Raw genomic sequence first — 20,149 nt, forward strand, 5'->3', positions numbered from 1 at the left:
TAGCCACTCTAAGATCTGTATGGAGAAAGATAAAGCTATCCCAAATGAGACTTTCAAAATGCTTTAATTCCAGTACAGTTATTAGGTTATGTACAAGGAACTCCCATCATAACTATAAGGTATGATTGAAGTCAAAAAACATGCCTAGGTAAAGTATTGTACAATGGTATCCGGTTCGAGATAAAAATGAAGCTCTGTCTACCCTATCAATATGTATATATTCCGCATCTCTTAAATCATGTAAGGCAGGTCTTTCTTCTTGTATTTGCGATAACTTTGTGTTAACTTTGCGACACTGAGGATTTTGGCTTGTAAGCCAGGTCTTAGTACAGAATACAGGCTTATTTTGCCGGTGTTCGTAGTATGTGTTGACATAAGCGTCAGTTTAGATGTACTCTTTTTGTCACACAACATAGGGAAACGTAAGGAAAACGTAGTAAGTAACAAAAGGTATATTTCCATGAAAAAAAGTATCACAGTAGATGAGTTAAAAAAGCATTTCTTCGATGGAATGACAATTATGGTAGGCGGTTTTCTCAACAACTCGTCACCTGCACACATCATAGATGCTATTATAGAAAGCGGAGTAAAAGATATTACGCTGATAGCAAATGACACTTCATATCCGGATCGCGGTTGCGGAAGGTTGATTGAGAAGAAGCTTGTAAAAAAACTCATTGCATCACACATTGGCACTAACCCACTGACCGGGCAGCAAATGAACGAAGGCTCTTTGGAGGTAGAATTTTCCCCACAAGGCACTTTGGCAGAGCGCATTAGAGCAGCGGGAGCCGGACTAGGCGGTGTGCTTACTCGTACCGGTTTGGCCACTGATGTGGAAAAAGGAAAAGAGAAGATTGTAGTTGATGGGAAGGAGTATCTTTTAGAGAAGCCACTACATGCTGACTTCGCTTTTCTTCAGGCACAAGAGGGCGATGAAATCGGCAACTTGGTATTCAAGGGCACAGCTCAAAACTTTCAGCCACTCATGGCTATGGCTGCCGATAAAGTTGCTGTGGAAATAGAACACAAAGTTCCGGTTGGCGCAATTTCGCCCGAAGCCGTTCATGTTCCCTCAATATTAGTAACTTGGATTGTAGAATAATTGATAATAAATATGGCAAACCCGACTTCTAAGATACGCTTGAGAATGTCTCAAGCTGATGCTCATTATGGGGGCAATTTGGTAGATGGCGCTCGCATGCTCCAGCTTTTTGGTGATGTAGCTACTGAGCTACTGATTATCCAGGATGGGGATGAGGGACTGTTTTGTGCCTATGATTCAGTTGAATTCTTGGCTCCTGTATTTTCCGGGGACTACATAGAGGCTGTTGGAGAGATTACTCATGTAGGAAATACATCTCGTAAGATGACCTTTGAAGCCCGCAAGGTTATAGCTCCTCGTCCCGATATCTGCGACTCAGCGGCTGATGTGCTTGAAGAGCCTATCGTCGTATGCCGTGCTACCGGTACATGCGTGGTTCCGAAGAAGAACCAAAGAAAAAATGGGTAACAAGGAGTCTTGATTCTTGTTTATAAGGTTGATTAATCACTTAAATTAGTAGGATAATGGAAAAGCTAATTATCACTGCTGCTATATGTGGTGCAGAAGTGACAAAAGAACAAAATCCGGCTGTTCCCTATACCATTGAAGAAATGGTGCGTGAGGCTAAATCTGCCTACGACAACGGAGCAGCTGTGATCCACGTTCATGTGCGTGAGGATGATGGCACCCCAACGCAAAGTAAAGAACGCTTCAAAGTTGTGTTGGATGCTATATATAAGGAGGTACCTGATGTAATCGTTATCCCCTCCACAGGAGGTGCTGTAGGAATGAGTGCAGAAGAACGTTTGCAGCCTACTGAGCTCTTCCCCGAAATGGCTACTTTGGATTGTGGTACATGTAACTTCGGAGATGAAGTATTTGAGAATACTGTTCCTATGATGCGTGCTTTTGGAAAACGCATGTTAGAGAATAACATCAAGCCCGAGTACGAATGCTTCGAAATGGGACATCTAGATACTATTTTGCGCTTGGCACAAAAGGGTGAAGTACCTGGCGGCCCTATGCAATTTAACTTTGTATTAGGGGTGTTCGGGTGTACGCCAGCTACCACAGAAAACCTTGCTTGGCTTGTGCGCAATATTCCCGAGGGCTCCACTTGGACGGCTACCGGTATTGGGCGTCATGCATTCCCTCTCGCTATGGCTGCTATTGCTATGGGAGGAAATGTACGTGTGGGATTTGAGGATAATCTCTATCTGTCTAAGGGAGTCCTTGCCAAATCCAATGGTGAGTTAGTAGCAAAGGTGGTGCGTATGGCTAATGAGCTTGGACGTGAAATCGCTACTCCGGCAGAAGCACGGCGCATCTTGTCACTTCCCCAAAAATAAGAGTTAAAGTATAGATTTATAATAAGTACGTAGAAACAGCATTTTATGCAAAAAAAAGGCAACAAATACGGCACTCATCGTGTGCTAGAACCAACCGGGGTACTACCCCAACCTGCTAAACGGATAGATAATAACATGGATGAGATCTATGACAACGAGATACTCATTGATGTACAGACGCTTAACATAGACTCTGCAAGCTTCACACAGATTCAAGAGCAAGCAGGTGGTGATAAGAAAAAAATCGCTGAAATAACGCTTGACATCGTTGCTAAGCAAGGAAAACATCGTAATCCGGTGACCGGTTCAGGCGGTATGCTTTTGGGTACGGTTGAAAAGATCGGTGATGCTTTGAAGGGTAAAATTGATTTGAAGGAGGGCGATAAGATAGCTACATTAGTATCTTTATCGCTTACCCCACTTAGAATTGACAAGATAAAAGAAATCCGTGCAGATGTAGATCAAGTAGATATCGATGGTAAGGCTATCCTGTTTGAAAGTGGTATCTATGCTAAGATCCCAAGTGATCTACCTGAGAAGTTAGCTTTGTCTGCATTAGACGTAGCTGGGGCTCCTGCTCAAACTGCCAAACTGGTAAAGCCCGGTGACACGGTATTGATCATTGGTGCTGGAGGAAAGAGTGGTATGCTATGCTGCTACGAAGCAAAGAAACGTGCCGGAGTTACAGGAAAGGTAATTGGCTTGTGCCACTCTCAGCGTAGTACTGACCGCATGAAGAAGCTCGGCTTCTGTGATGTTGTCTTCTCTGCTGATGCAACTCAGCCCGTACCTGTTATGGAGGAAATCAGCCGTTTGACTAATGGAGAGATGTGTGATGTTACGATCAATAACGTCAATATTACAGATACTGAGATGACCAGTATCCTTTGTACGAAAAATACCGGTATAGTATATTTCTTCTCAATGGCCACAAGCTTCACAAAGGCTGCTTTGGGAGCTGAAGGAGTTGGCAGTGACGTTACAATGATCATCGGTAACGGATATACGAAAGGACACGCAGAAATTACCCTTCAGGAGCTAAGAGAGAGCCAAAAACTGCGTGATATTTTCACAGAATTATACGCATAAAAGAAGAAAAGGAGAGAGAAGAAATGAGTGTTCTTTGAGTCACTCTACTTCTCTCCCCTCTCGCTTTTATGTAGCGTAATTCAAAATAAGGTTGGAAAAAGATGACAGAAAGTAGAAGAAAGTACTATTTCCCTGATGTCAGTGATGAAGATTGGAATGATTGGCATTGGCAAGTACGAAATCGCATAGAGACTTTAGAGCAACTAAAGAAACTAGTTAAGCTTACACCGGAGGAAGAGGAAGGAGTACGCGAGTCACTCAAGACGATTCGTATGGCTATTACGCCTTACTATCTAAGCTTGATCAATCCTGATGATCCTAACGATCCTGTCCGTATGCAGTCTATACCGACGGCTAATGAGCTTATTGTTTCTCCGGAGGATCAATTAGACCCACTGAGTGAAGATGAGGACTCTCCTGTCCCAGGCTTAACACATCGTTATCCAGATAGAGTGCTTTTCCTTATTACGGACATGTGCTCTATGTATTGCAGGCATTGTACACGTCGTCGCTTTGCAGGACAGAAGGATGCTTCTTCTCCTCGTGAGCGTATCGATAAAGCCATTGAGTATATAGAGCGTACCCCTGAAGTGCGTGATGTATTACTTTCCGGTGGGGATGCTCTGATGGTACCGGATAGTACCCTTGAGTATATTTTCCAAAGGCTCAGAGCTATACCTCACGTTGAAATCATCAGAATCGGAAGCCGCACACCTGTTGTAATGCCTCAGCGGATAACGCAAGAATTGGTTGATATGATTAAAAAGTATCATCCGGTTTGGCTCAATACACACTTCAATCACCCCAATGAGGTTACGCCAGAGTCTAAGGCGGCTTGTGAACGTATGGCTAATGCCGGTATACCATTGGGCAACCAGTCTGTACTCTTGAGAGGAATCAATGACTGTCCTCACATCATGATGCATCTGGTGCATGAGTTGGTGAAGATGCGTGTTCGTCCCTACTATATATATGTATGCGACTTGTCTCGTGGCATTGGTCACTTCCGTACTCCTGTTTCCAAGGGAATTGAAATTATGGAAAATCTCCGTGGGCATACCTCCGGGTTTGCAGTGCCGACCTTTGTAGTAGATGCTCCAGGCGGTGGTGGAAAAATACCCGTAATGCCTAATTATGTGGTTTCTCAAGGCCCTAATCACGTTGTGTTGCGCAATTTCGAAGGGGTCATCACTACGTACACTGAACCGAGGAACTATGTTTCTGAGTGTCATTGTCCTGAGTGTGAGAAGGAACGCCAAGATGGAGTCGCTTCTTTATTAGCTGGGAAACAGCTTGCATTAGAACCGCAAGGTCTCCTAAGGCATGAGCGTAACCGCAAACGCCGTGAGGCAATGCAGAAGGAGAATAAATAAGGGAGTGTTTAAAGATTTCGCTTAAGAATGCCTTTTGTAGCAGATATTGCTAAGCTGAGCAGTTTGGCAATTGTTGGAATGGCTAAGAATACTGGCAAGACAGAGACACTTAACTATGTGCTCTCTCGCCTTGCCGACTATTCCGAGCTCTCCATTGCTTTGACCTCAATAGGCATTGATGGTGAGAAAAGAGATCAAGTAACACAGACAGATAAGCCGGAGATATTTCTACGCTCAGGCACAATATTCGTTACAGCAGAGAAATACTATCTGACGAAACAGGTTCCTTCAGAGATTTTGGATATAGATTATCGTTACTTAACTTCAATAGGACGTGCTATCTATGCAAAAGCTCGCGGCAAAGGAAAGGTGTTGTTGGCTGGTCCATCCACAACCGGTGGCTTGCGATATCTCATTAAGAAAATGAGAAATTATGGAGTAGACCTAACCATTATTGATGGAGCTTTAGCGCGTATGAGTTTAGCTTCCCCCAGCGTAGCTGAGGGAGTTATCTTAGCAACAGGTGCGGCATACTCTGCTCAACCTGATAAGCTGATTAGGGATACTCAAGCACTTCATCGCTTAATTAGTCTTGATGAATATTCCCTGCCGGAATTAATTGATGCAGATAGTAAGGATCTTTGGTATTATACGGATCAAGATGGGTGGTTGTCTTTGGGGACCTCATCAGCTCTATTAGGTGAAACTTGGGAAAAAGCCGCTTGGCTTCGCGATGTTGAAGCCATCTACATAGCAGGCGTTGTTACCGATCGTATGATGAATACCCTAAAGGGATTAAAGAAACTTCGTTGTTTGATTGCAAAGGACTTTACGCATTTCTTTGCTTCTCCGTTAGCGGTAAGCTCTTTTCTTAATTCGGGTAAAGAGTTAGCTGTTCGTTATGCGACAAAACTCATAGCTGTTACATTTAATCCACTATCTCCAACCGGGTACCGGCTTAAATCAGGCGAGATGTGTGCTCGTTTAGAGAAGGCATTGAATATGCCTGTATATGACGTAAAACAGATATCTTAAGTAAGCCCTATGAAGCAACTTAGCGATACAATGAAATGGTTTTCTCCATTACGTTTTGTAGTGGATTCATTGGCTTTATCCTCTTCCGCAGGGCGGCTTCAATTATATGGACAAAAGTGGATTACCTCTATATCGGAAATAAAGGTAATACACGACACTACGGAGCGTCTAATTGAATATTTTTCAGTGTCGGATAAGAAGTCTGTACTTGAAGATATCGCTTATGTTTTGCGAGATCTACGGTCGATAGAGGCTACTATCGGGGTATTGCAGAACCCAGATGCTTCAGTAAGCGATATAGATCTTTTTGAATTAAAAAACTTAGCCCTTATAGAGAGTAAGGTAACTAAGAGAGTAACGGAAGCTAACATTGACATACTGCCTCTCCCTTCTCTGAAAGAAGTTTTATCAATTTTGGATATTGATCATGAAGAACTTCCGGGCTTTTATTTGTCGGACAAATATAGCGATGAATTAGCTCGACTCCGTAAGGAGCAAGAAGCAGCTAATAGCAACGAAGAGCTGGAGCGGATAGCTCTTTTGGTAGCACAGGAAGAGGATCGGGTCAGAAGAGTTCTTACGGAGCAGTTACGCCCCTACTCCACTCCATTATCCGAAGCCTTAGAGGCACTTGCATCAATGGACCTTTTTATTGCAAAGGCACATTGGGCCATTGAAAATACAGCAACTAAACCTATTGTGATTGAAAAGGGGCTATGCTCTCTGCAAGGTATAGTCAATCCTGAGGTGAAATTTTTCCTTTCACGAAAGAATGTAGATTTTCAACCTGTTGACATCTCCTTTGGTGCTTTTCCAACGATTATTACAGGTGCCAATATGGCAGGAAAAAGTGTTTTACTCCACACTATCGGATTAGTGCAAATGCTGTTGCAGTATGGCTTCTTTGTTCCCGCTGAGCATGTAGAGCTTTCCTTAGTGGAGGAAGTGATGCTGTCAATGGATGATGCATCGGATCAATCAAAGGGACTTTCCAGCTTTGGAGGGGAAATGATTAGGTTGAGCAAGATGGCAAAGAAGGCTAAAACAGGTATTCCTCTCCTTTTATTGATAGATGAAGCTGCGCGCACTACTAATCCGCTTGAAGGGCGTGCCATAGTAGAAGGGTTAGTTGCCTTTTTTGCGAAGTACAATACATGCGCTATTATTACGACTCACTACAGTGGTATTCGAGGTGAGGCTAATCGATTGCGTATAAAAGGGTTTATAGAAGAGAATCTCAAGCAGCCATTAAAGGTTGCTAATCTTAATAGCTATATTGATTATAGTTTGGTAAAGGAAGAAAGTGAAAGCACACCGCGTGAAGCTCTCCGTATTGCGGAGATTCTCGGGGTAGATAAAGAATTATTAGACAACTGTAGATACTGTATAGAACAAGATATTTTAATTGATGGGAGAGAGTAAAGTAGGTATAGACTTCGCTAAAGTAGCAGAAGCGCGCAAAGCTTCTGAAGCGATAGCAAATGAAGTCCAAGAATTTGTAGATGCTCATACAACGGTAACGGTGGAGCGCACCCTCTGTCGTTTTTTGGGTATTGACGGTATAAATAACAACGGAGTACCTCTGCCTAATGTATTGGTCAATTTCTTAATGGAGAACGGCATGCTCTCAAATGGAGCACTCTTTTATATTGCCAATACGATGAAGGCCACAGGGCTCACGCCACAGCAAATTGCTGAAGGTGTAGACGATGGGAAAATTGATTTAAGAAGTTTTCCTGCTTTGTCAGAGAGGAATATTGAGAGTGTTCTTAAGCCTTATATCGACGAGGGCATGAATCATATCCTTACGCGTAGAAGACGTCGTGAGAACTTTATTAAGAATGTAGGAGAGGGACCACAACCTTACCTCTACGTTATTGTAGCAACGGGAAATATATACGAAGATGTGATTCAAGCACAGGCAGCCGCCCGACAAGGAGCAGATATTATCGCTGTTATCCGTACTACTGGCCAGAGCTTGCTTGACTATGTCCCCTATGGTGCTACCACAGAAGGTTTTGGCGGTACGTTTGCTACACAGGAGAACTTCCGTATAATGCGTAAGGCATTGGATGAAGTTGGACAGGAGGTAGGACGCTATATACGTCTCTGCAACTACTGTTCCGGACTTTGTATGCCGGAGATAGCCATTATGGGAGCATTCGAGGGACTGGATGTGATGCTCAACGATGCTCTTTACGGCATTCTCTTCCGTGATATCAACATGCAGCGTACATTGGTTGACCAGTACATGAGTAGGACAATCAATGCATTTGCCGGTGTTATAATCAATACAGGTGAGGATAATTATCTCACAACAGCCGATGCTGTAGAGGAGGCTCATACTGTATTAGCGAGTGACTTCATCAACGAACAGTTGGCTATTAAAGCTGGACTTCCGGAGGAACAAATGGGGCTGGGACATGCTTTTGAAATGGATCCTATGTTAGAAAATGGCTTCCTTTACGAATTAGCACAAGCTACCATGACTCGAGAGATCTTCCCCAAGGCAACTCTCAAATACATGCCTCCTACGAAGTTTATGACAGGGAATATATTCAGAGGTCACATACAAGATGCTCTCTTCAATATAATCGGTATTTGGACGCATCAGGGGATACAACTCTTAGGAATGCCTACAGAGGCGATACATACCCCCTTTATGAGTGACCGATATCTTTCAATCGAGAATGCTCGCTACATCTTCAATAATATGCGCTCTATTGGGGACGAGATGTACTTTAAAGAAGGAGGGCTTATTCAACAGAGAGCTCAATTGGTATTGGATAAAACGGTAACCCTTCTAAATGATATACAGGAGACCGGTTTATTCACTGCCCTATCTAAGGGGCTTTTTGCCGACATTAAGCGACCTATTGATGGAGGTAAAGGACTTAACGGGGTCACCAGAAAGGGAGATAGATACTACAACCCCATTATAGATTTAATGCAAAACTACTTTAAAGGAAAGGAAGAGAAGTTATGAGTGGTGGTCTATACTCCATGGAAGAAAAGGACTTTGACCAAACGTTAGATTTAACTAAGGTCAAGCCCTACGGAGATACAATGAATGATGGGAAGGTACAACTGAGCTTTACTCTTCCTGTAGTGCCTGGGCCTGAAGCTGAAGAGGCAGCTAAGCTGTTGCTTAAGGAAATGGGATTTACAAATCCTATGGTGGTCTTTTATAAGGAACTTACCAAGGGTTTTACCTTCTTTAATTGTTACGGAAATAGTACACATACGGTTAATTATGCCGATATCTACGTGCCGAAAGTGGAATCTACCACTTGGAGCATGACAGAAACGGACGAATTCATCAAAACACATATTGGTCGTCCACTGAAGGTTATTGGGGCAAGTACCGGCACCGATGCCCATACGGTTGGTATTGATGCTATTATGAATATGAAAGGCTTTGCTGGGCATTATGGGTTAGAGCGTTATGAAATGATTGACGCTTTGAACCTGGGCAGCCAAGTACCTAATGAGGACTTTATTGCTAAAGCTCTTGAGTACAATGCAGATGTAATGCTTGTCTCACAGACAGTGACACAGAAGGATGTTCACATACAGAACCTCACTAATTTGGTCGAATTAATGGAAGCAGAAGGCATACGAGATAAGATGATCTTATGCTGTGGAGGTCCCCGTATTACCCATGAATTGGCTAAAGAACTTGGCTATGATGCCGGTTTCGGTGCCAATACCTTTGCTGATGACGTTGCTTCTTATATTGCTCAAGAGTTTGATCGACGAAAGCAAGCAGAAGCACAGAATTAGAGATTTAGAACTAAGTAGTAGTAAGAACTAGTAAAACATTATAACGCCATGGACAAAACACAAATTAGAGAAACGATAGCCCGTCGTGCAGCGCTTGAGCTTAAGGACGGTGACGTAGTGAACCTTGGTATTGGCTTACCGACTATGATTCCCTCTTTCCTTCCGGAAGGAGTGCATGTAATGCTGCAAAGCGAAAATGGTATGATCGGGATGGGCCCGACACCGGAAGAAGGAAAGGAAGAAGCCATATGGACTAATGCCGGAGGTGGATACATTACAGCTGTTCCGGGTGCAGCTACATTTGATAGTGCCACTTCATTTGCTTTAATTAGGGGTGGACACGTAGATGTCAGTATCCTTGGTGCATTGGAGGTGGATGAAGAGGGCGATTTAGCAAACTGGATCATCCCCGGAAAGATGGCTCCCGGTATGGGAGGTGCAATGGACCTATTGGATGGGACAAAGTTGGTAATCCTTGCTATGGAACACACAGCAAAGGGGCGTGCCAAGATTCTAAAAAAATGCCGTTTACCTCTTACAGCCAAAGGACAAGTAAATCTGATCATCACAGAAATGTGTGTTATTGAGGTGCGTAAGGGTGAAGGATTGGTAGTCACAGAGCTTAATCCGGAGTTTTCTCGCGAAGATGTGATTGCTAATACAGAAGCAACGCTTACCTTTGCAAGTGATCTGAAGCCTATGCGTCAGTAAATTTCTGTTGAAACGAGTAAGGAACACCTAATCGTCTCCTCTCAGTTGTATACGGAGAGTTGGAATTGAACAATATTTGATTATATAGATATAGTAAAGAACAATGGATTTTTCACAAACCCCACAGGAGCTTCTCTTCCTTCAGATGATTACTGCTTTCGCAGAAAAGGAAGTAAAGCCCTTAGCAGCCACCGTTGATGAAGAGGAGCGGTTTCCTATAGAAACCGTTCGTAAGATGGCTAAAATCGGACTCTTGGGTATTCCTATTCCCAAAGAGTACGGAGGACAAGGTGGAACTAATCAGATCTACTCCATGTGTGTCGAAGAGCTAAGTCGTGTCTGTGCTACTACAGGCATTATAGTATCGGCACATACTTCGTTGTGCTGCGCACCAATCTTAGAGCATGGTACTGAAGAACAAAAACAGAAGTATCTACCTAAACTCGCTTCCGGTGAGTGGATCGGCGCTTTCGGTCTTACAGAACCTAATGCGGGAACTGATGCAAGTGCTCAGCAAACTTTTGCTGTAGAGGAAGATGATCACTGGGTGCTCAATGGAAATAAGATTTTTATTACCAATGCCGAGTATGCCCATGTGTACATAATCTTTGCAATGACCGACAAGAGCCTTGGCAATAAGGGTATCTCTGCTTTCATCGTCGAGAAAGATATGCCCGGCTTCTCAATTGGTAAGAAGGAATTAAAGCTTGGTATCCGTGGTTCAGCTACATGCGAGCTGATTATGGAGAACTGTATCGTACCGAAGGAAAATCTGCTCGGTCGTGTAGGTGCCGGTTTTAAGATTGCTATGAAGACTCTTGATGGTGGTCGTATCGGTGTGGCTTCTCAGGCATTGGGTATTGCTCAAGGAGCTATGGATGAAACTATCAAGTATACAAAGGAACGTAAGCAATTCCGTAGGTCTATTTCAGCCTTCCAAAATACGCAGTTTACTTTAGCCGATCTTCAGACAAAGATTGACTGCTCTCGTCTTTTGGTGCGTAAGGCTGCATGGAAAAAAGACAATCAGTTACCCTACTCAATGGATGCAGCTGAAGCAAAGCTCTTTGCTGCTGAGACAGCTATGGAAATGACTGTGAAGGCAGTACAGTTCCATGGTGGATATGGTTATACGCGTGAGTATCCGGTGGAACGTATGATGCGCGATGCCAAGATTACTGAAATATATGAAGGCACCAGCGAAGTTCAGCGCATGGTGATTGCGGCTCACATACTTAAATAAACGAAGACAATCCCTATGATGAAAATTGTAGTCTGCATAAAGCAGGTACCTGATACTACTGAGATCAAACTTGACCCTGTAAAGGGTACTTTGATTCGTGAAGGAGTCCCCAGTATTATGAATCCTGATGATAAGGGTGCTCTTGAGCAAGCTCTTATATTTAAAGATCTATATGGAGCAGAAGTAACTTGTGTTACTATGGGACCTCCTCAGGCAAAAGCTATTATTTATGAAGCGTTTGCAATGGGTGTTGATAAGGGTATTTTGATTACCGACCGCCGTTTCGGTGGTGCCGATACTCTTGCTACCAGCTATACCCTTTCACAAGCTATTAAAACGCTCGATTACGATGTGATCTTTGCCGGTCGCCAAGCAATTGATGGAGATACGGCACAGGTTGGGCCTCAGATTGCTGAGCAACTTGACTTGCCTCAGGTTACTTATGTAGAGGAGGTTAAGTATAAAGAAGGAGATAAATTTCTTACTGCGAAGCGTGGCATAGAAGAGGGACATGAAATCGTAGAAGTTGATTTCCCCTGTATGCTCACCTTCCTTGCTTCCGGCTATGAACCTCGCTATATGAGTGTACATGGTATTATGGAAGCTTATGACAAAGAAATACTCGTTATGGATGCTGATAGCTTCCCTGTTGACCCTGAACGCTTAGGTTTGAAGGGTTCACCCACGAGTGTAAAGAAATCATTTACTAAGGGTGCAAAGGCTATGGGTACGCTTCACGACGAGGTGACTCCGGAAGAAGCAGTTGATATCATATTAGAAAAACTCAAAGAAAAATTCATCCTCTGATTGCCATGGATAAAGAACAATATAAAGGTATCTTAGTCTTTTCCGAACAGCGTGGAGGCGTTATCCAGAATGTCGCCTTCGAACTTTTAGGAAAAGCAACGGAACTAGCCCAATCAATCAACGAAAAGGTAACCGCTCTACTCTGTGGATACGGTGTAACCCCATTGGCGGATGAATTGATCGCAGCCGGTGCGGACCGCGTTATAGTAGTAGATAATGAGTTACTTAAGGACTATCTCACGGAGCCTTATGCACAGGCTGTAAGCCATGTGATTAATACAATTAAGCCGGAGATTTTCCTATTAGGTGCTACAACAATAGGCCGTGACTTGGGACCTCGTCTCTCTGCTCGTATGCATACGGGTCTTACCGCTGACTGTACATCACTTGATATTAATGAGGAACGTAACTTAATGATGACTCGTCCTGCCTTTGGTGGTAACTTAATGGCTACCATTGTATGTAAGGATCATCGTCCTCAAATGTCTACTGTACGTCCCGGAGTGATGCGTCGTAAGCCGTCTGATCCCACACGCAAAGGAGAAATACAAAAGATTGAAGTTCCCTTTGACGTGTCTAAAAGCCACGTGCGTTTGGTACGCCGTGAGTTGGAGACCAAGAATATGGTGGACATCACTGAAGCAAATGTACTTGTATCCGGAGGTCGCGGAGTGGGTACACATGGAGGCTTTGAGAAGCTCCAAGAGCTCGCCAAGGTAATTCAAGGAGAGGTATCTTCTTCTCGTGCTATGGTTGATGCCGGTGTCATAGGTCATGAGCGTCAGGTTGGACAAACCGGTAAAACCGTTCGTCCTGATGTATATTTTGCAATCGGTATATCGGGTGCTATTCAGCACCTCGCCGGTATGGAAGAGTCTGACTATATTATTGCTATCAATAAGGATAAGTTCGCTCCCATATTCCAGGTAGCCGATCTCGGTGTTGTTGGTGACCTACACAAGATCGTTCCCCTTCTTACTGAGCGCTTGCGTAGTGAATTGAGCAAAAAGAACGCTCAATAATCATCAATTGTTTAAGTCCCCTTTCGGAAATCTCTCCGTAAGGGGACTCTTATTTTACCCCAAACTGCTAAGAGAACAAAGCGACATGAGCATGATTCAGTTACACAACGAGGGAAAGATCGCAACGCTTACCATTCACCGTCCTGAAGCACTTAATGCACTTAACAGTACTCTTTTGGATGAGTTGAGTAAGGTGGTTCAAGAGCTTTCTACTAATCAAGAAATATCCGTTCTGATCATTACCGGTGAGGATCGTAGTTTTGTAGCCGGTGCCGATATAGCGGAGATGGCACAATATACCCCCGAAGAGGCACTTTCATTTGCTCGCAAAGGGGCCGGCCTATTTCGCAGGATCGAACTTTTACCTCAGGTAGTCATAGCTTCGATTAATGGGTTCTGCTTGGGAGGTGGATGCGAATTAGCAATGGCGTGCGATCTGCGTATCGCTTCGGAAAAAGCTAAGATGGGACAACCTGAAACCGGGCTTGGAATACCTCCTGGGTTTGGGGGTACACAGCGTCTTCCAAGACTTGTAGGTATAGAGCGGGCAAAAGAATTGATCTTTAGCTCTCGAATTATACGTGCTGATGAAGCACTCGCCATTGGTCTGATTAGCAGGGTTGTTCCTCATGATGAGTTAATGTCTCAGACGATGGCATTGGCTCAGTCAATTGCTGCACAATCCCCATCTGCGCTTCGTTTGGCTAAGGATGCTATCAATAGAGGCATACAGAGCGATATTGATACAGCTCTCTCCATTGAGAACGATTTATTTGCACTCGCTTTTGCCTCTCCGGAGCAAAAAGAGGGTATGAGTGCCTTCTTAGAAAAAAGAAGACCACAGTTTTAATTTAATTACTAACTAATAAAGCATTATGAAAATAGCAGTTATTGGAAACGGAACCATGGGACAAGGTCTCGTACAGTGCATTGCACAGCATGGTTTCAAAGTTGTTATGAAGGGACGTAGGAAAGAGTCATTGGATAAGGCTATGATGCGTCTCAATAGCTCTTTTGACAAGCTTGTCACAAAGGGAAAAATGGATCGTACAGCAGCAGACGGCTATCTGGCTAACATAAAGGCATCTCTGGACTTTGCTGATGTAGCTGATGCGGATCTTATTATCGAGGCGCTCTCTGAAGATATGGAGATCAAGAAAGATCAGTTACGCAAATTGGATGGCATCGTTAAGGAAGATGCTATTTTGGCTACAAACACCTCTTCATTGAGCATCACAGAGCTTGCCAACGAAACAAAGCGTCCCGAAAAGGTCATTGGGTTACATTTCTTCAACCCTGTACCCATGATGAAGTTGGTGGAAGTTATATCCGGTCGTCGCACAGCTCAGGAAGTACAGGACAAGGCCATTGCTTTTTGCAACGAGTTGGGTAAAACTCCTGTTACTGTAGATGAAGCTCCCGGATTTGTAGTCAATCGTCTCCTTATTCCTATGATCAACGAAGCTGTAGGGGTATACGCTGAAGGAATAGCTTCAGTTGAAGAGATCGACACGGCAATGAAGTTAGGTGCCAATCATCCTATGGGCCCATTAGAGTTAGGTGACTTTATCGGGTTGGATGTTTGCTTAGCTATTATGGAAGTACTTTATACTGAGTTCTCCGATAGTAAGTATCGTCCTCATCCCCTGCTCCGTAAGATGGTGCGTGCCGGTCAATTAGGACGTAAGACAGGACAGGGCTTTTACGACTATACGCGCAAGTAATGTAGCGTAAAATCGTACAAATAAGATTAGACTAAGGGGAGAGTAGCCAAGTCGCTACCCTCCCCTTTTATTATATTATGGCTTACTCAAAATTTCGAAATCAATGTTTCCGGAGACTCAGTCTATAGTAAGGAAAGTGCAGTGCTCTTATTTAATCAAAAGTTCATATGGCATGGTAGTAACCTAAAATGAGAAAAAAGATCTATGACTTTCCCACCAAATATTCAGATCTTTTGGCGAAAAGGCACAGATGTTAGGAAAGAAAGGTACAGATGTTTTGAAACTCGCAAAAGAAGAAGATTTTCCTCACAGTGAGGCACTACATAACGTTTACTTGAGTACAAAACATTATATTTGTGTAGTAACAAAATAAGAAAGTAATAGATATAGGTTAATGGATATGATACCACAAAATTATTATACCGAGGCAGCTGAATATATACGCAGTAAAATGCCACATACTGCTAAGATTGCCATTATATTAGGTAGCGGGTTGGGCGAGCTTGGAGAGAAAATAGAGGAACGTACCATTATCCCTTATACAGAGATACCTCACTTCGCCAGCTCTACAGCTATTGGTCACAAGGGAAACTTTATTATCGGCAAATTAGGAGGGAAGTGGGTAATTGCTATGCAAGGTCGTTTTCACTTCTATGAGGGATACCCAATGGAGATCGTTACTTTCCCTGTAAGGGTAATGAAGTTGTTGGGTGTGGAAATTCTTTTCGTTTCGAATGCGGCAGGCGGAATTAATCCGAATTTTCATGTGGGCGATTTGATGATGATCAGAGATCATATCAACCAGATGCCTAATCCTCTAATTGGACCGAATAACGACGACTTCGGCGTTCGTTTTCCCGATATGAGCAAGGCTTATGATCGTGAGTTAATGGCCGCTGCAGAAGCAATCGCTCAAAAAGAAGGTATAGAGCTTAAAAAGGGTGTTTATGTGGGTTTAACCGGTCCGAGCTATGAAACTCCGGCAGAGTATCGCTTCTACCAACTGGGTGGGGGTGATGCAATAGGTATGAGTACAGTGCCTGAAGTTATAGTGGCTCGTCATGCCGGAATACGGGTTTTCGGTATATCTGTTATTACCAATGAGGGATGGCACTTTGATGGCAACTACACAAATGATGCTCAAGAGGTAATAGACGCAGCTAATGCAGCCGGAGAACGTATGGCCACTCTCTTCCTTGGTCTTATTGCTCATATTGAGTAGATGCAAACGACGGAGGCAACACTAATCGAAATAAAGAAGGCAGTATGCGCACGCATGGATGGCACTACGGCATCCTTGATGCGCTATAGAGGAGCCTCAGAATGTGACTACATCATGGGGCTCTCTATACCTCAGATTCGAGACCTCGCAAAGCAGTACATACCATCTGAAGAGCTTTCGAGCGAATTGCTGAAGCATAAAATGCGTGAACTGAGGCTGTTAGGGATCCTGCTTTTCCCTCAGAATAAGTTAGGTGTTCAGCAGTTGACTTCTCTTTTATCAAAAGTTGCTTCACGAGAAGAGGCAGAGTTGCTTAGTTATCATTTAATTGCTCCGTCTGAAAGCTTTGATTCTTTAATAGATACACTACTAAGAAGCAATATTCTTTTTGCATCTGAAGCTGCTTACAATGCATTGGCACGCAGAGCATTACTCAAAATGCCAATCAAAAGATCTATACTTGAGCGCGCACTGATCCGTATTGAGAATGATCCTGAATTACATGAATCCTCCATGCACTTTCTTGTACGGCTGAGTGAATATACAGAACTAAAAGAGCTCATGAGTGAGCATGTGAAGCAATGGGCGATAAGCGAAAAGGAAACACTAAGGAGGCTGAGCAACGTGCTGTCAGAAGTAGTAGATTGACAGTAACTCCCACCCCTACTCTTATTATAGAAGCCTCATGGGAAGTTTGTAATAAAGTTGGAGGTATACACACAGTCTTGTCGGGTAGAGCTGCCGAGATGATGCAGCGCCACGATGGACAGGTATTGTTTGTGGGGCCTTTGCAAAGTGAGGAAGCGTTATCAAATAGCTTTGAAGCCTGTGAAATACCCTTCCTTAAAGAGTGGTTAGAGCAAACAGTCCTACCCTTTCAATTCAAATTAGGCAGATGGCGCACTTCGGCTAATCCGCCCGTTTTACTAGTTGATTATTCAGTACCACAAGAGGAACTTCATCATTTCTACTATCAACTATGGAAGCAATATGGGATTCCCTCCGATAAAGGATTTGGTGACTACCCCGAAGCTCTATCCTTCTCTTTACGCGTAGCAGAGGTTATAGCCTCTCTTTATACTTACTACCATAAGAGGCGACCCATGGTGGCTATCTTCGATGAGTGGACTGTGGGTGGAGCTCTGCTCAGACTGAAGCATTTAGCTCCTACGTTACCCACGATCTTTATAACCCATGCCACTACATTAGGACGCTCTATTGCAAGTAACGGGAAAGAGCTTTATCGTTACCTCGAGCAATATGACAACGATATAATGGCACGAGAACTTAATGTAGAGGCAAAGCATTACGTAGAGCGTGCAGCAGCTCTTACTGCTACCCAATTTGCGACAGTAAGTGATACAACGGCGCAAGAGTGTCAACAATTCATTGGCCGTAAGCCTGTAGTGCTTCCCAATGGATTTCCTCTTTTTTCAGATAGTGATTATCTCCGTTTGGAAAGAGAGCACCACTCTATAAGGCAGGAGATCCTCAAGGTGGTAGCTACTCTGTATGGGGTGGACTTGCCTAAAGACTCTTTACTGGTATTAACTTCCGGACGTTACGAATACCGCAACAAGGGCTTTGATGTAGTCATTGATATGCTCTATAGCTTAAGTGTTAAGAGGTGCGCTAAGCCATTAGTTATGATCTTTGCCATACCTGCTTGGGTCGCTATGCCTCGTGGAGATTTAAGAGCAATGCTTCAGGATGTGCAAAGCGATATGGGAGAATCTATGCAATGCCCTTTCCTGACCCATTGGCTCCATCATGCAGACTCTGATACGCTGACTCAGGCTTTGATCCGCTTCTGTAAAGTCAATGGTCAAAAGGCACCTATTTACCCGGTTTTTATACCCTGCTATTTAGATGGGAATGATGGTGTTTTCAATATCCCCTATTATGATTTTGTCTCTGCCTGTGATCTGACACTTTTTCCTTCCTATTATGAACCATGGGGATATACCCCGCACGAGAGTATCGCATTAGGAGTACCTACAGTGAGTAGCACTTTGTCAGGCTTTGGATTAGCAATGGCAGATCTATTGGGGAGACCGAATGGAGATGTGACAAGAGGTATTGCTGTCGTGGAGCGTAATGATGAAAACTATATTGAGGCTGTAGAGTTCGTTGCCGATATAGTACAATACTTTCAGATGCTTCCTACTATCTCTCAAAAGCAACAAATAGCATTGCAAGCAAAGAAGTTGGCATCACAAGCCGATTGGATTCATTTCTACAATTATTATCAGCAACTGATTGATGATATACTTACCCGACATGGTGAAGTATCAAATTAAAAGCACTTGAGGAGCCTATCGGGGAAAAGCTACAGGAAGTTTCGCAAAATGCCCCACCCTAATAGGATGAAGGCAATTATAATTAGAGAAATACGATTATTAAGCTTATTGTAGATAAGGTCCAGTACCCTATTATGACTCCGTAATATTCCTGTAAACAAAAGGAGAAGAATAAAAGGGATAGTAAGAAGTAGCATGGGGTTTAGGTGCCACGCCTCGGCAATACGCCCATGAAGCAGTGCATGGCTAGCCCTAAGAGAGCCACACCCCGGACATTCTATACCCAGTAAATACTTAGTAGGGCAAGGAGGATAGAATCCTGAAGTAGAAGGATTATACTTGTATAAGATATAAATGAAAAAGATGCTCAAAGCAGCTATAGTGGCTACTAAGAGCATCTTTTTCATTTGTTGGGGTTGATTACACTTATTTCTCACGTTTGATCGGATCGAATCCTTCTCCATAAACACCGTGTACTACGGCTTGAGAAACAAATGCTTTAGGATCTATTTCACGAACGATATCCATTATATGCACTAGCATATTCTTCCGTACAACTACCATGAGCACTTTGGCAGATTGCTTGCTATAGCCGCCTTGTGCTTCAATTATGGTGCACCCTCGGTGAAGACGATTTATGATCGCATCGCTAATCTCTTCATATTTAAGGCTACTGATAAAGCACTGCACACTCTGTTTGTTACTATTGAGGAAGAAGTCCATAGTAGTGGCAGTAACTACGATCTCTACCACTGAGAAAGCAAGCTTTCCAAGTGCTTCAGACCACTCGTACTGAGGACCAAAGTAGTGACTAACCACGCTACCGCATATTACGATGATGGCATCTACGATGATCATGGCACGCCCCAAAGAGATGTTTTTGTACTTATTGATAATAGCTACAATCACATCAGTTCCTCCCGTACTACCATTTACAGAGAATACGCAACCTAACCCGATACCACACATCACAGCACCGATCATAAGCGCAGCGAAGGGCTCTGTTTCAGTAAGTAAGGGACCTACATTAGGTATAGACTCTCTTAAAAAAGGCCAAATATTCTCATACACGACTGCTTGCTCCACCGGGTCGGTAAAGAGTGCCTGTCCGATAGGAATGGTAAGAAATAGCATACCAACACCAATCACGGTACGTACAGAGAACTTCCATCCCAAGAAAACAAGAGCCAATATAAGAAGTCCTCCATTGATAATGTAGTATGGAATAGTGGCAGGTATATTAGTTGCTAACTGAATAATTGTTGTAACACCGGCCAATCCACCTGATGTAATATTCTGAGAAAGAATGAACGCAGTCCACCCAAAGGTGTAACTAACCACGCCAATGAAGATAATGATAAGCTCGCGTATCACACGCCAAGCAGAACCGCTTTCTGACGGTAACTTAGTACTTATTCCCATATTGTGAATTAAATTGTATTATCC

At 43.4% G+C, this 20,149-nt stretch carries 20 protein-coding genes; 18 read left to right on the forward strand and 2 right to left on the reverse strand.

Annotation, left to right across the window (positions count from 1 at the left end; genetic code table 11):
• Positions 1–460 precede the first annotated feature (460 nt).
• The 18 genes from ACLWMH_RS03805 (at position 461) to ACLWMH_RS03890 (ending at position 18,703) form a co-directional block, all read left to right on the forward strand.
• The gene (locus ACLWMH_RS03805; protein ID WP_411915420.1) at positions 461–1,105 is read left to right on the forward strand and encodes a CoA transferase subunit A; all 645 of its coding nucleotides are present in this window, start codon (positions 461–463) and stop codon (positions 1,103–1,105) included.
• Positions 1,106–1,117: 12 nt separating this feature from the next.
• A complete protein-coding gene (gene kal, locus ACLWMH_RS03810; RefSeq protein ID WP_411915421.1) occupies positions 1,118–1,513 on the forward strand; it encodes a 3-aminobutyryl-CoA ammonia lyase in 396 nt (131 codons plus the stop codon).
• A gap of 56 nt (positions 1,514–1,569) precedes the next feature.
• Positions 1,570–2,394: a 3-keto-5-aminohexanoate cleavage enzyme gene (gene kce, locus ACLWMH_RS03815; RefSeq protein WP_411915422.1), complete on the forward strand. Its 825-nt coding sequence runs from the start codon at positions 1,570–1,572 to the stop codon at positions 2,392–2,394.
• A 45-nt stretch (positions 2,395–2,439) separates the two neighbouring features.
• Positions 2,440–3,483: an L-erythro-3,5-diaminohexanoate dehydrogenase gene (gene kdd / locus ACLWMH_RS03820; RefSeq protein ID WP_411915423.1), complete on the forward strand. Its 1,044-nt coding sequence runs from the start codon at positions 2,440–2,442 to the stop codon at positions 3,481–3,483.
• 101 nt (positions 3,484–3,584) lie between these two features.
• Positions 3,585–4,856, forward strand: coding sequence for a lysine 2,3-aminomutase (kamA, locus tag ACLWMH_RS03825; RefSeq protein ID WP_411915424.1), 1,272 nt, complete (start codon positions 3,585–3,587; stop codon positions 4,854–4,856).
• Between the two features lie 27 nt (positions 4,857–4,883).
• Positions 4,884–5,891, forward strand: coding sequence for a lysine 5,6-aminomutase reactivase subunit KamB (kamB, locus tag ACLWMH_RS03830; protein WP_459349887.1), 1,008 nt, complete (start codon positions 4,884–4,886; stop codon positions 5,889–5,891).
• 9 nt (positions 5,892–5,900) lie between these two features.
• Positions 5,901–7,313, forward strand: coding sequence for a lysine 5,6-aminomutase reactivase ATPase KamC (gene kamC, locus ACLWMH_RS03835; protein ID WP_411915426.1), 1,413 nt, complete (start codon positions 5,901–5,903; stop codon positions 7,311–7,313).
• A complete protein-coding gene (kamD, locus tag ACLWMH_RS03840) occupies positions 7,300–8,877 on the forward strand; it encodes a lysine 5,6-aminomutase subunit alpha (RefSeq protein ID WP_411915427.1) in 1,578 nt (525 codons plus the stop codon). Before kamC ends, kamD begins: the two co-directional genes overlap by 14 nt.
• Entirely contained in the window at positions 8,874–9,674 is an 801-nt protein-coding gene (gene kamE / locus ACLWMH_RS03845; RefSeq protein WP_411915428.1) for a lysine 5,6-aminomutase subunit beta, read from the forward strand. Before kamD ends, kamE begins: the two co-directional genes overlap by 4 nt.
• 48 nt (positions 9,675–9,722) lie before the next feature.
• The gene (locus ACLWMH_RS03850; RefSeq protein WP_411915429.1) at positions 9,723–10,385 is read left to right on the forward strand and encodes a 3-oxoacid CoA-transferase subunit B; all 663 of its coding nucleotides are present in this window, start codon (positions 9,723–9,725) and stop codon (positions 10,383–10,385) included.
• Between the two features lie 103 nt (positions 10,386–10,488).
• A complete protein-coding gene (locus ACLWMH_RS03855) occupies positions 10,489–11,628 on the forward strand; it encodes an acyl-CoA dehydrogenase (RefSeq protein WP_411915430.1) in 1,140 nt (379 codons plus the stop codon).
• 18 nt (positions 11,629–11,646) lie between these two features.
• Positions 11,647–12,435, forward strand: coding sequence for an electron transfer flavoprotein subunit beta/FixA family protein (locus ACLWMH_RS03860; RefSeq protein WP_411915605.1), 789 nt, complete (start codon positions 11,647–11,649; stop codon positions 12,433–12,435).
• Positions 12,436–12,440: 5 nt separating this feature from the next.
• Positions 12,441–13,457 carry an electron transfer flavoprotein subunit alpha/FixB family protein gene (locus tag ACLWMH_RS03865; RefSeq protein ID WP_411915431.1) on the forward strand — a complete coding sequence of 339 codons (1,017 nt, stop codon included), beginning with the start codon at positions 12,441–12,443 and terminating at the stop codon, positions 13,455–13,457.
• Positions 13,458–13,548: 91 nt separating this feature from the next.
• Positions 13,549–14,307, forward strand: a complete 759-nt coding sequence (locus ACLWMH_RS03870; protein WP_411915432.1) for an enoyl-CoA hydratase-related protein — start codon at positions 13,549–13,551, stop codon at positions 14,305–14,307.
• Between the two features lie 25 nt (positions 14,308–14,332).
• Positions 14,333–15,181 (forward strand): 3-hydroxybutyryl-CoA dehydrogenase, encoded by an 849-nt coding sequence (locus ACLWMH_RS03875; RefSeq protein ID WP_411915433.1) that lies wholly within the window; start codon positions 14,333–14,335, stop codon positions 15,179–15,181.
• A 400-nt stretch (positions 15,182–15,581) separates the two neighbouring features.
• Positions 15,582–16,403, forward strand: coding sequence for a purine nucleoside phosphorylase I, inosine and guanosine-specific (locus ACLWMH_RS03880; RefSeq protein WP_411915434.1), 822 nt, complete (start codon positions 15,582–15,584; stop codon positions 16,401–16,403).
• The gene (locus ACLWMH_RS03885; protein ID WP_411915435.1) at positions 16,404–17,051 is read left to right on the forward strand and encodes a DNA alkylation repair protein; all 648 of its coding nucleotides are present in this window, start codon (positions 16,404–16,406) and stop codon (positions 17,049–17,051) included.
• Positions 16,985–18,703, forward strand: a complete 1,719-nt coding sequence (locus ACLWMH_RS03890; protein ID WP_411915436.1) for a glycosyltransferase — start codon at positions 16,985–16,987, stop codon at positions 18,701–18,703. Before ACLWMH_RS03885 ends, ACLWMH_RS03890 begins: the two co-directional genes overlap by 67 nt.
• Positions 18,704–18,732: 29 nt before the next feature.
• On the opposite strand, the gene ACLWMH_RS03895 is transcribed toward ACLWMH_RS03890, so the two are convergent.
• Both ACLWMH_RS03895 and ACLWMH_RS03900 read right to left on the reverse strand, forming a co-directional pair.
• On the reverse strand, positions 18,733–19,167 hold the full coding sequence (locus ACLWMH_RS03895; protein WP_411915437.1) for a DUF2752 domain-containing protein: 435 nt from the start codon (positions 19,165–19,167) through the stop codon (positions 18,733–18,735).
• Positions 19,130–20,125 carry a YitT family protein gene (locus ACLWMH_RS03900; protein ID WP_411915438.1) on the reverse strand — a complete coding sequence of 332 codons (996 nt, stop codon included), beginning with the start codon at positions 20,123–20,125 and terminating at the stop codon, positions 19,130–19,132. The genes ACLWMH_RS03895 and ACLWMH_RS03900 overlap by 38 nt, the downstream gene beginning before the upstream one ends.
• Positions 20,126–20,149 lie beyond the last annotated feature (24 nt).

Origin of the sequence: Porphyromonas miyakawae (assembly GCF_045865415.1) — a bacterium.
GTDB classification, from domain to species: Bacteria; Bacteroidota; Bacteroidia; order Bacteroidales; family Porphyromonadaceae; genus Porphyromonas; species Porphyromonas miyakawae.

Excerpts from the sequence above, each read along its gene's own strand:
- ACLWMH_RS03805 (WP_411915420.1), top strand. The coding sequence starts at position 461 with ATGAAAAAAAGTATCACAGTAGATGAGTTAAAAAAGCATTTCTTCGAT.
- kamA (WP_411915424.1), top strand. The coding sequence starts at position 3,585 with ATGACAGAAAGTAGAAGAAAGTACTATTTCCCTGATGTCAGTGATGAA.
- ACLWMH_RS03855 (WP_411915430.1), top strand. The coding sequence starts at position 10,489 with ATGGATTTTTCACAAACCCCACAGGAGCTTCTCTTCCTTCAGATGATT.
- kamE (WP_411915428.1), top strand. The coding sequence starts at position 8,874 with ATGAGTGGTGGTCTATACTCCATGGAAGAAAAGGACTTTGACCAAACG.
- ACLWMH_RS03860 (WP_411915605.1), top strand. The coding sequence starts at position 11,647 with ATGAAAATTGTAGTCTGCATAAAGCAGGTACCTGATACTACTGAGATC.
- kdd (WP_411915423.1), top strand. The coding sequence starts at position 2,440 with ATGCAAAAAAAAGGCAACAAATACGGCACTCATCGTGTGCTAGAACCA.
- kal (WP_411915421.1), top strand. The coding sequence starts at position 1,118 with ATGGCAAACCCGACTTCTAAGATACGCTTGAGAATGTCTCAAGCTGAT.
- kamC (WP_411915426.1), top strand. The coding sequence starts at position 5,901 with ATGAAGCAACTTAGCGATACAATGAAATGGTTTTCTCCATTACGTTTT.
- ACLWMH_RS03880 (WP_411915434.1), top strand. The coding sequence starts at position 15,582 with ATGATACCACAAAATTATTATACCGAGGCAGCTGAATATATACGCAGT.
- kamD (WP_411915427.1), top strand. The coding sequence starts at position 7,300 with ATGGGAGAGAGTAAAGTAGGTATAGACTTCGCTAAAGTAGCAGAAGCG.
- ACLWMH_RS03865 (WP_411915431.1), top strand. The coding sequence starts at position 12,441 with ATGGATAAAGAACAATATAAAGGTATCTTAGTCTTTTCCGAACAGCGT.
- ACLWMH_RS03890 (WP_411915436.1), top strand. The coding sequence starts at position 16,985 with ATGGGCGATAAGCGAAAAGGAAACACTAAGGAGGCTGAGCAACGTGCT.
- ACLWMH_RS03870 (WP_411915432.1), top strand. The coding sequence starts at position 13,549 with ATGATTCAGTTACACAACGAGGGAAAGATCGCAACGCTTACCATTCAC.
- ACLWMH_RS03850 (WP_411915429.1), top strand. The coding sequence starts at position 9,723 with ATGGACAAAACACAAATTAGAGAAACGATAGCCCGTCGTGCAGCGCTT.
- ACLWMH_RS03895 (WP_411915437.1), bottom strand. The coding sequence starts at position 19,167 with ATGGAGAAGGATTCGATCCGATCAAACGTGAGAAATAAGTGTAATCAA.
- ACLWMH_RS03875 (WP_411915433.1), top strand. The coding sequence starts at position 14,333 with ATGAAAATAGCAGTTATTGGAAACGGAACCATGGGACAAGGTCTCGTA.
- kce (WP_411915422.1), top strand. The coding sequence starts at position 1,570 with ATGGAAAAGCTAATTATCACTGCTGCTATATGTGGTGCAGAAGTGACA.
- ACLWMH_RS03900 (WP_411915438.1), bottom strand. The coding sequence starts at position 20,125 with ATGGGAATAAGTACTAAGTTACCGTCAGAAAGCGGTTCTGCTTGGCGT.
- ACLWMH_RS03885 (WP_411915435.1), top strand. The coding sequence starts at position 16,404 with ATGCAAACGACGGAGGCAACACTAATCGAAATAAAGAAGGCAGTATGC.
- kamB (WP_459349887.1), top strand. The coding sequence starts at position 4,884 with ATGCCTTTTGTAGCAGATATTGCTAAGCTGAGCAGTTTGGCAATTGTT.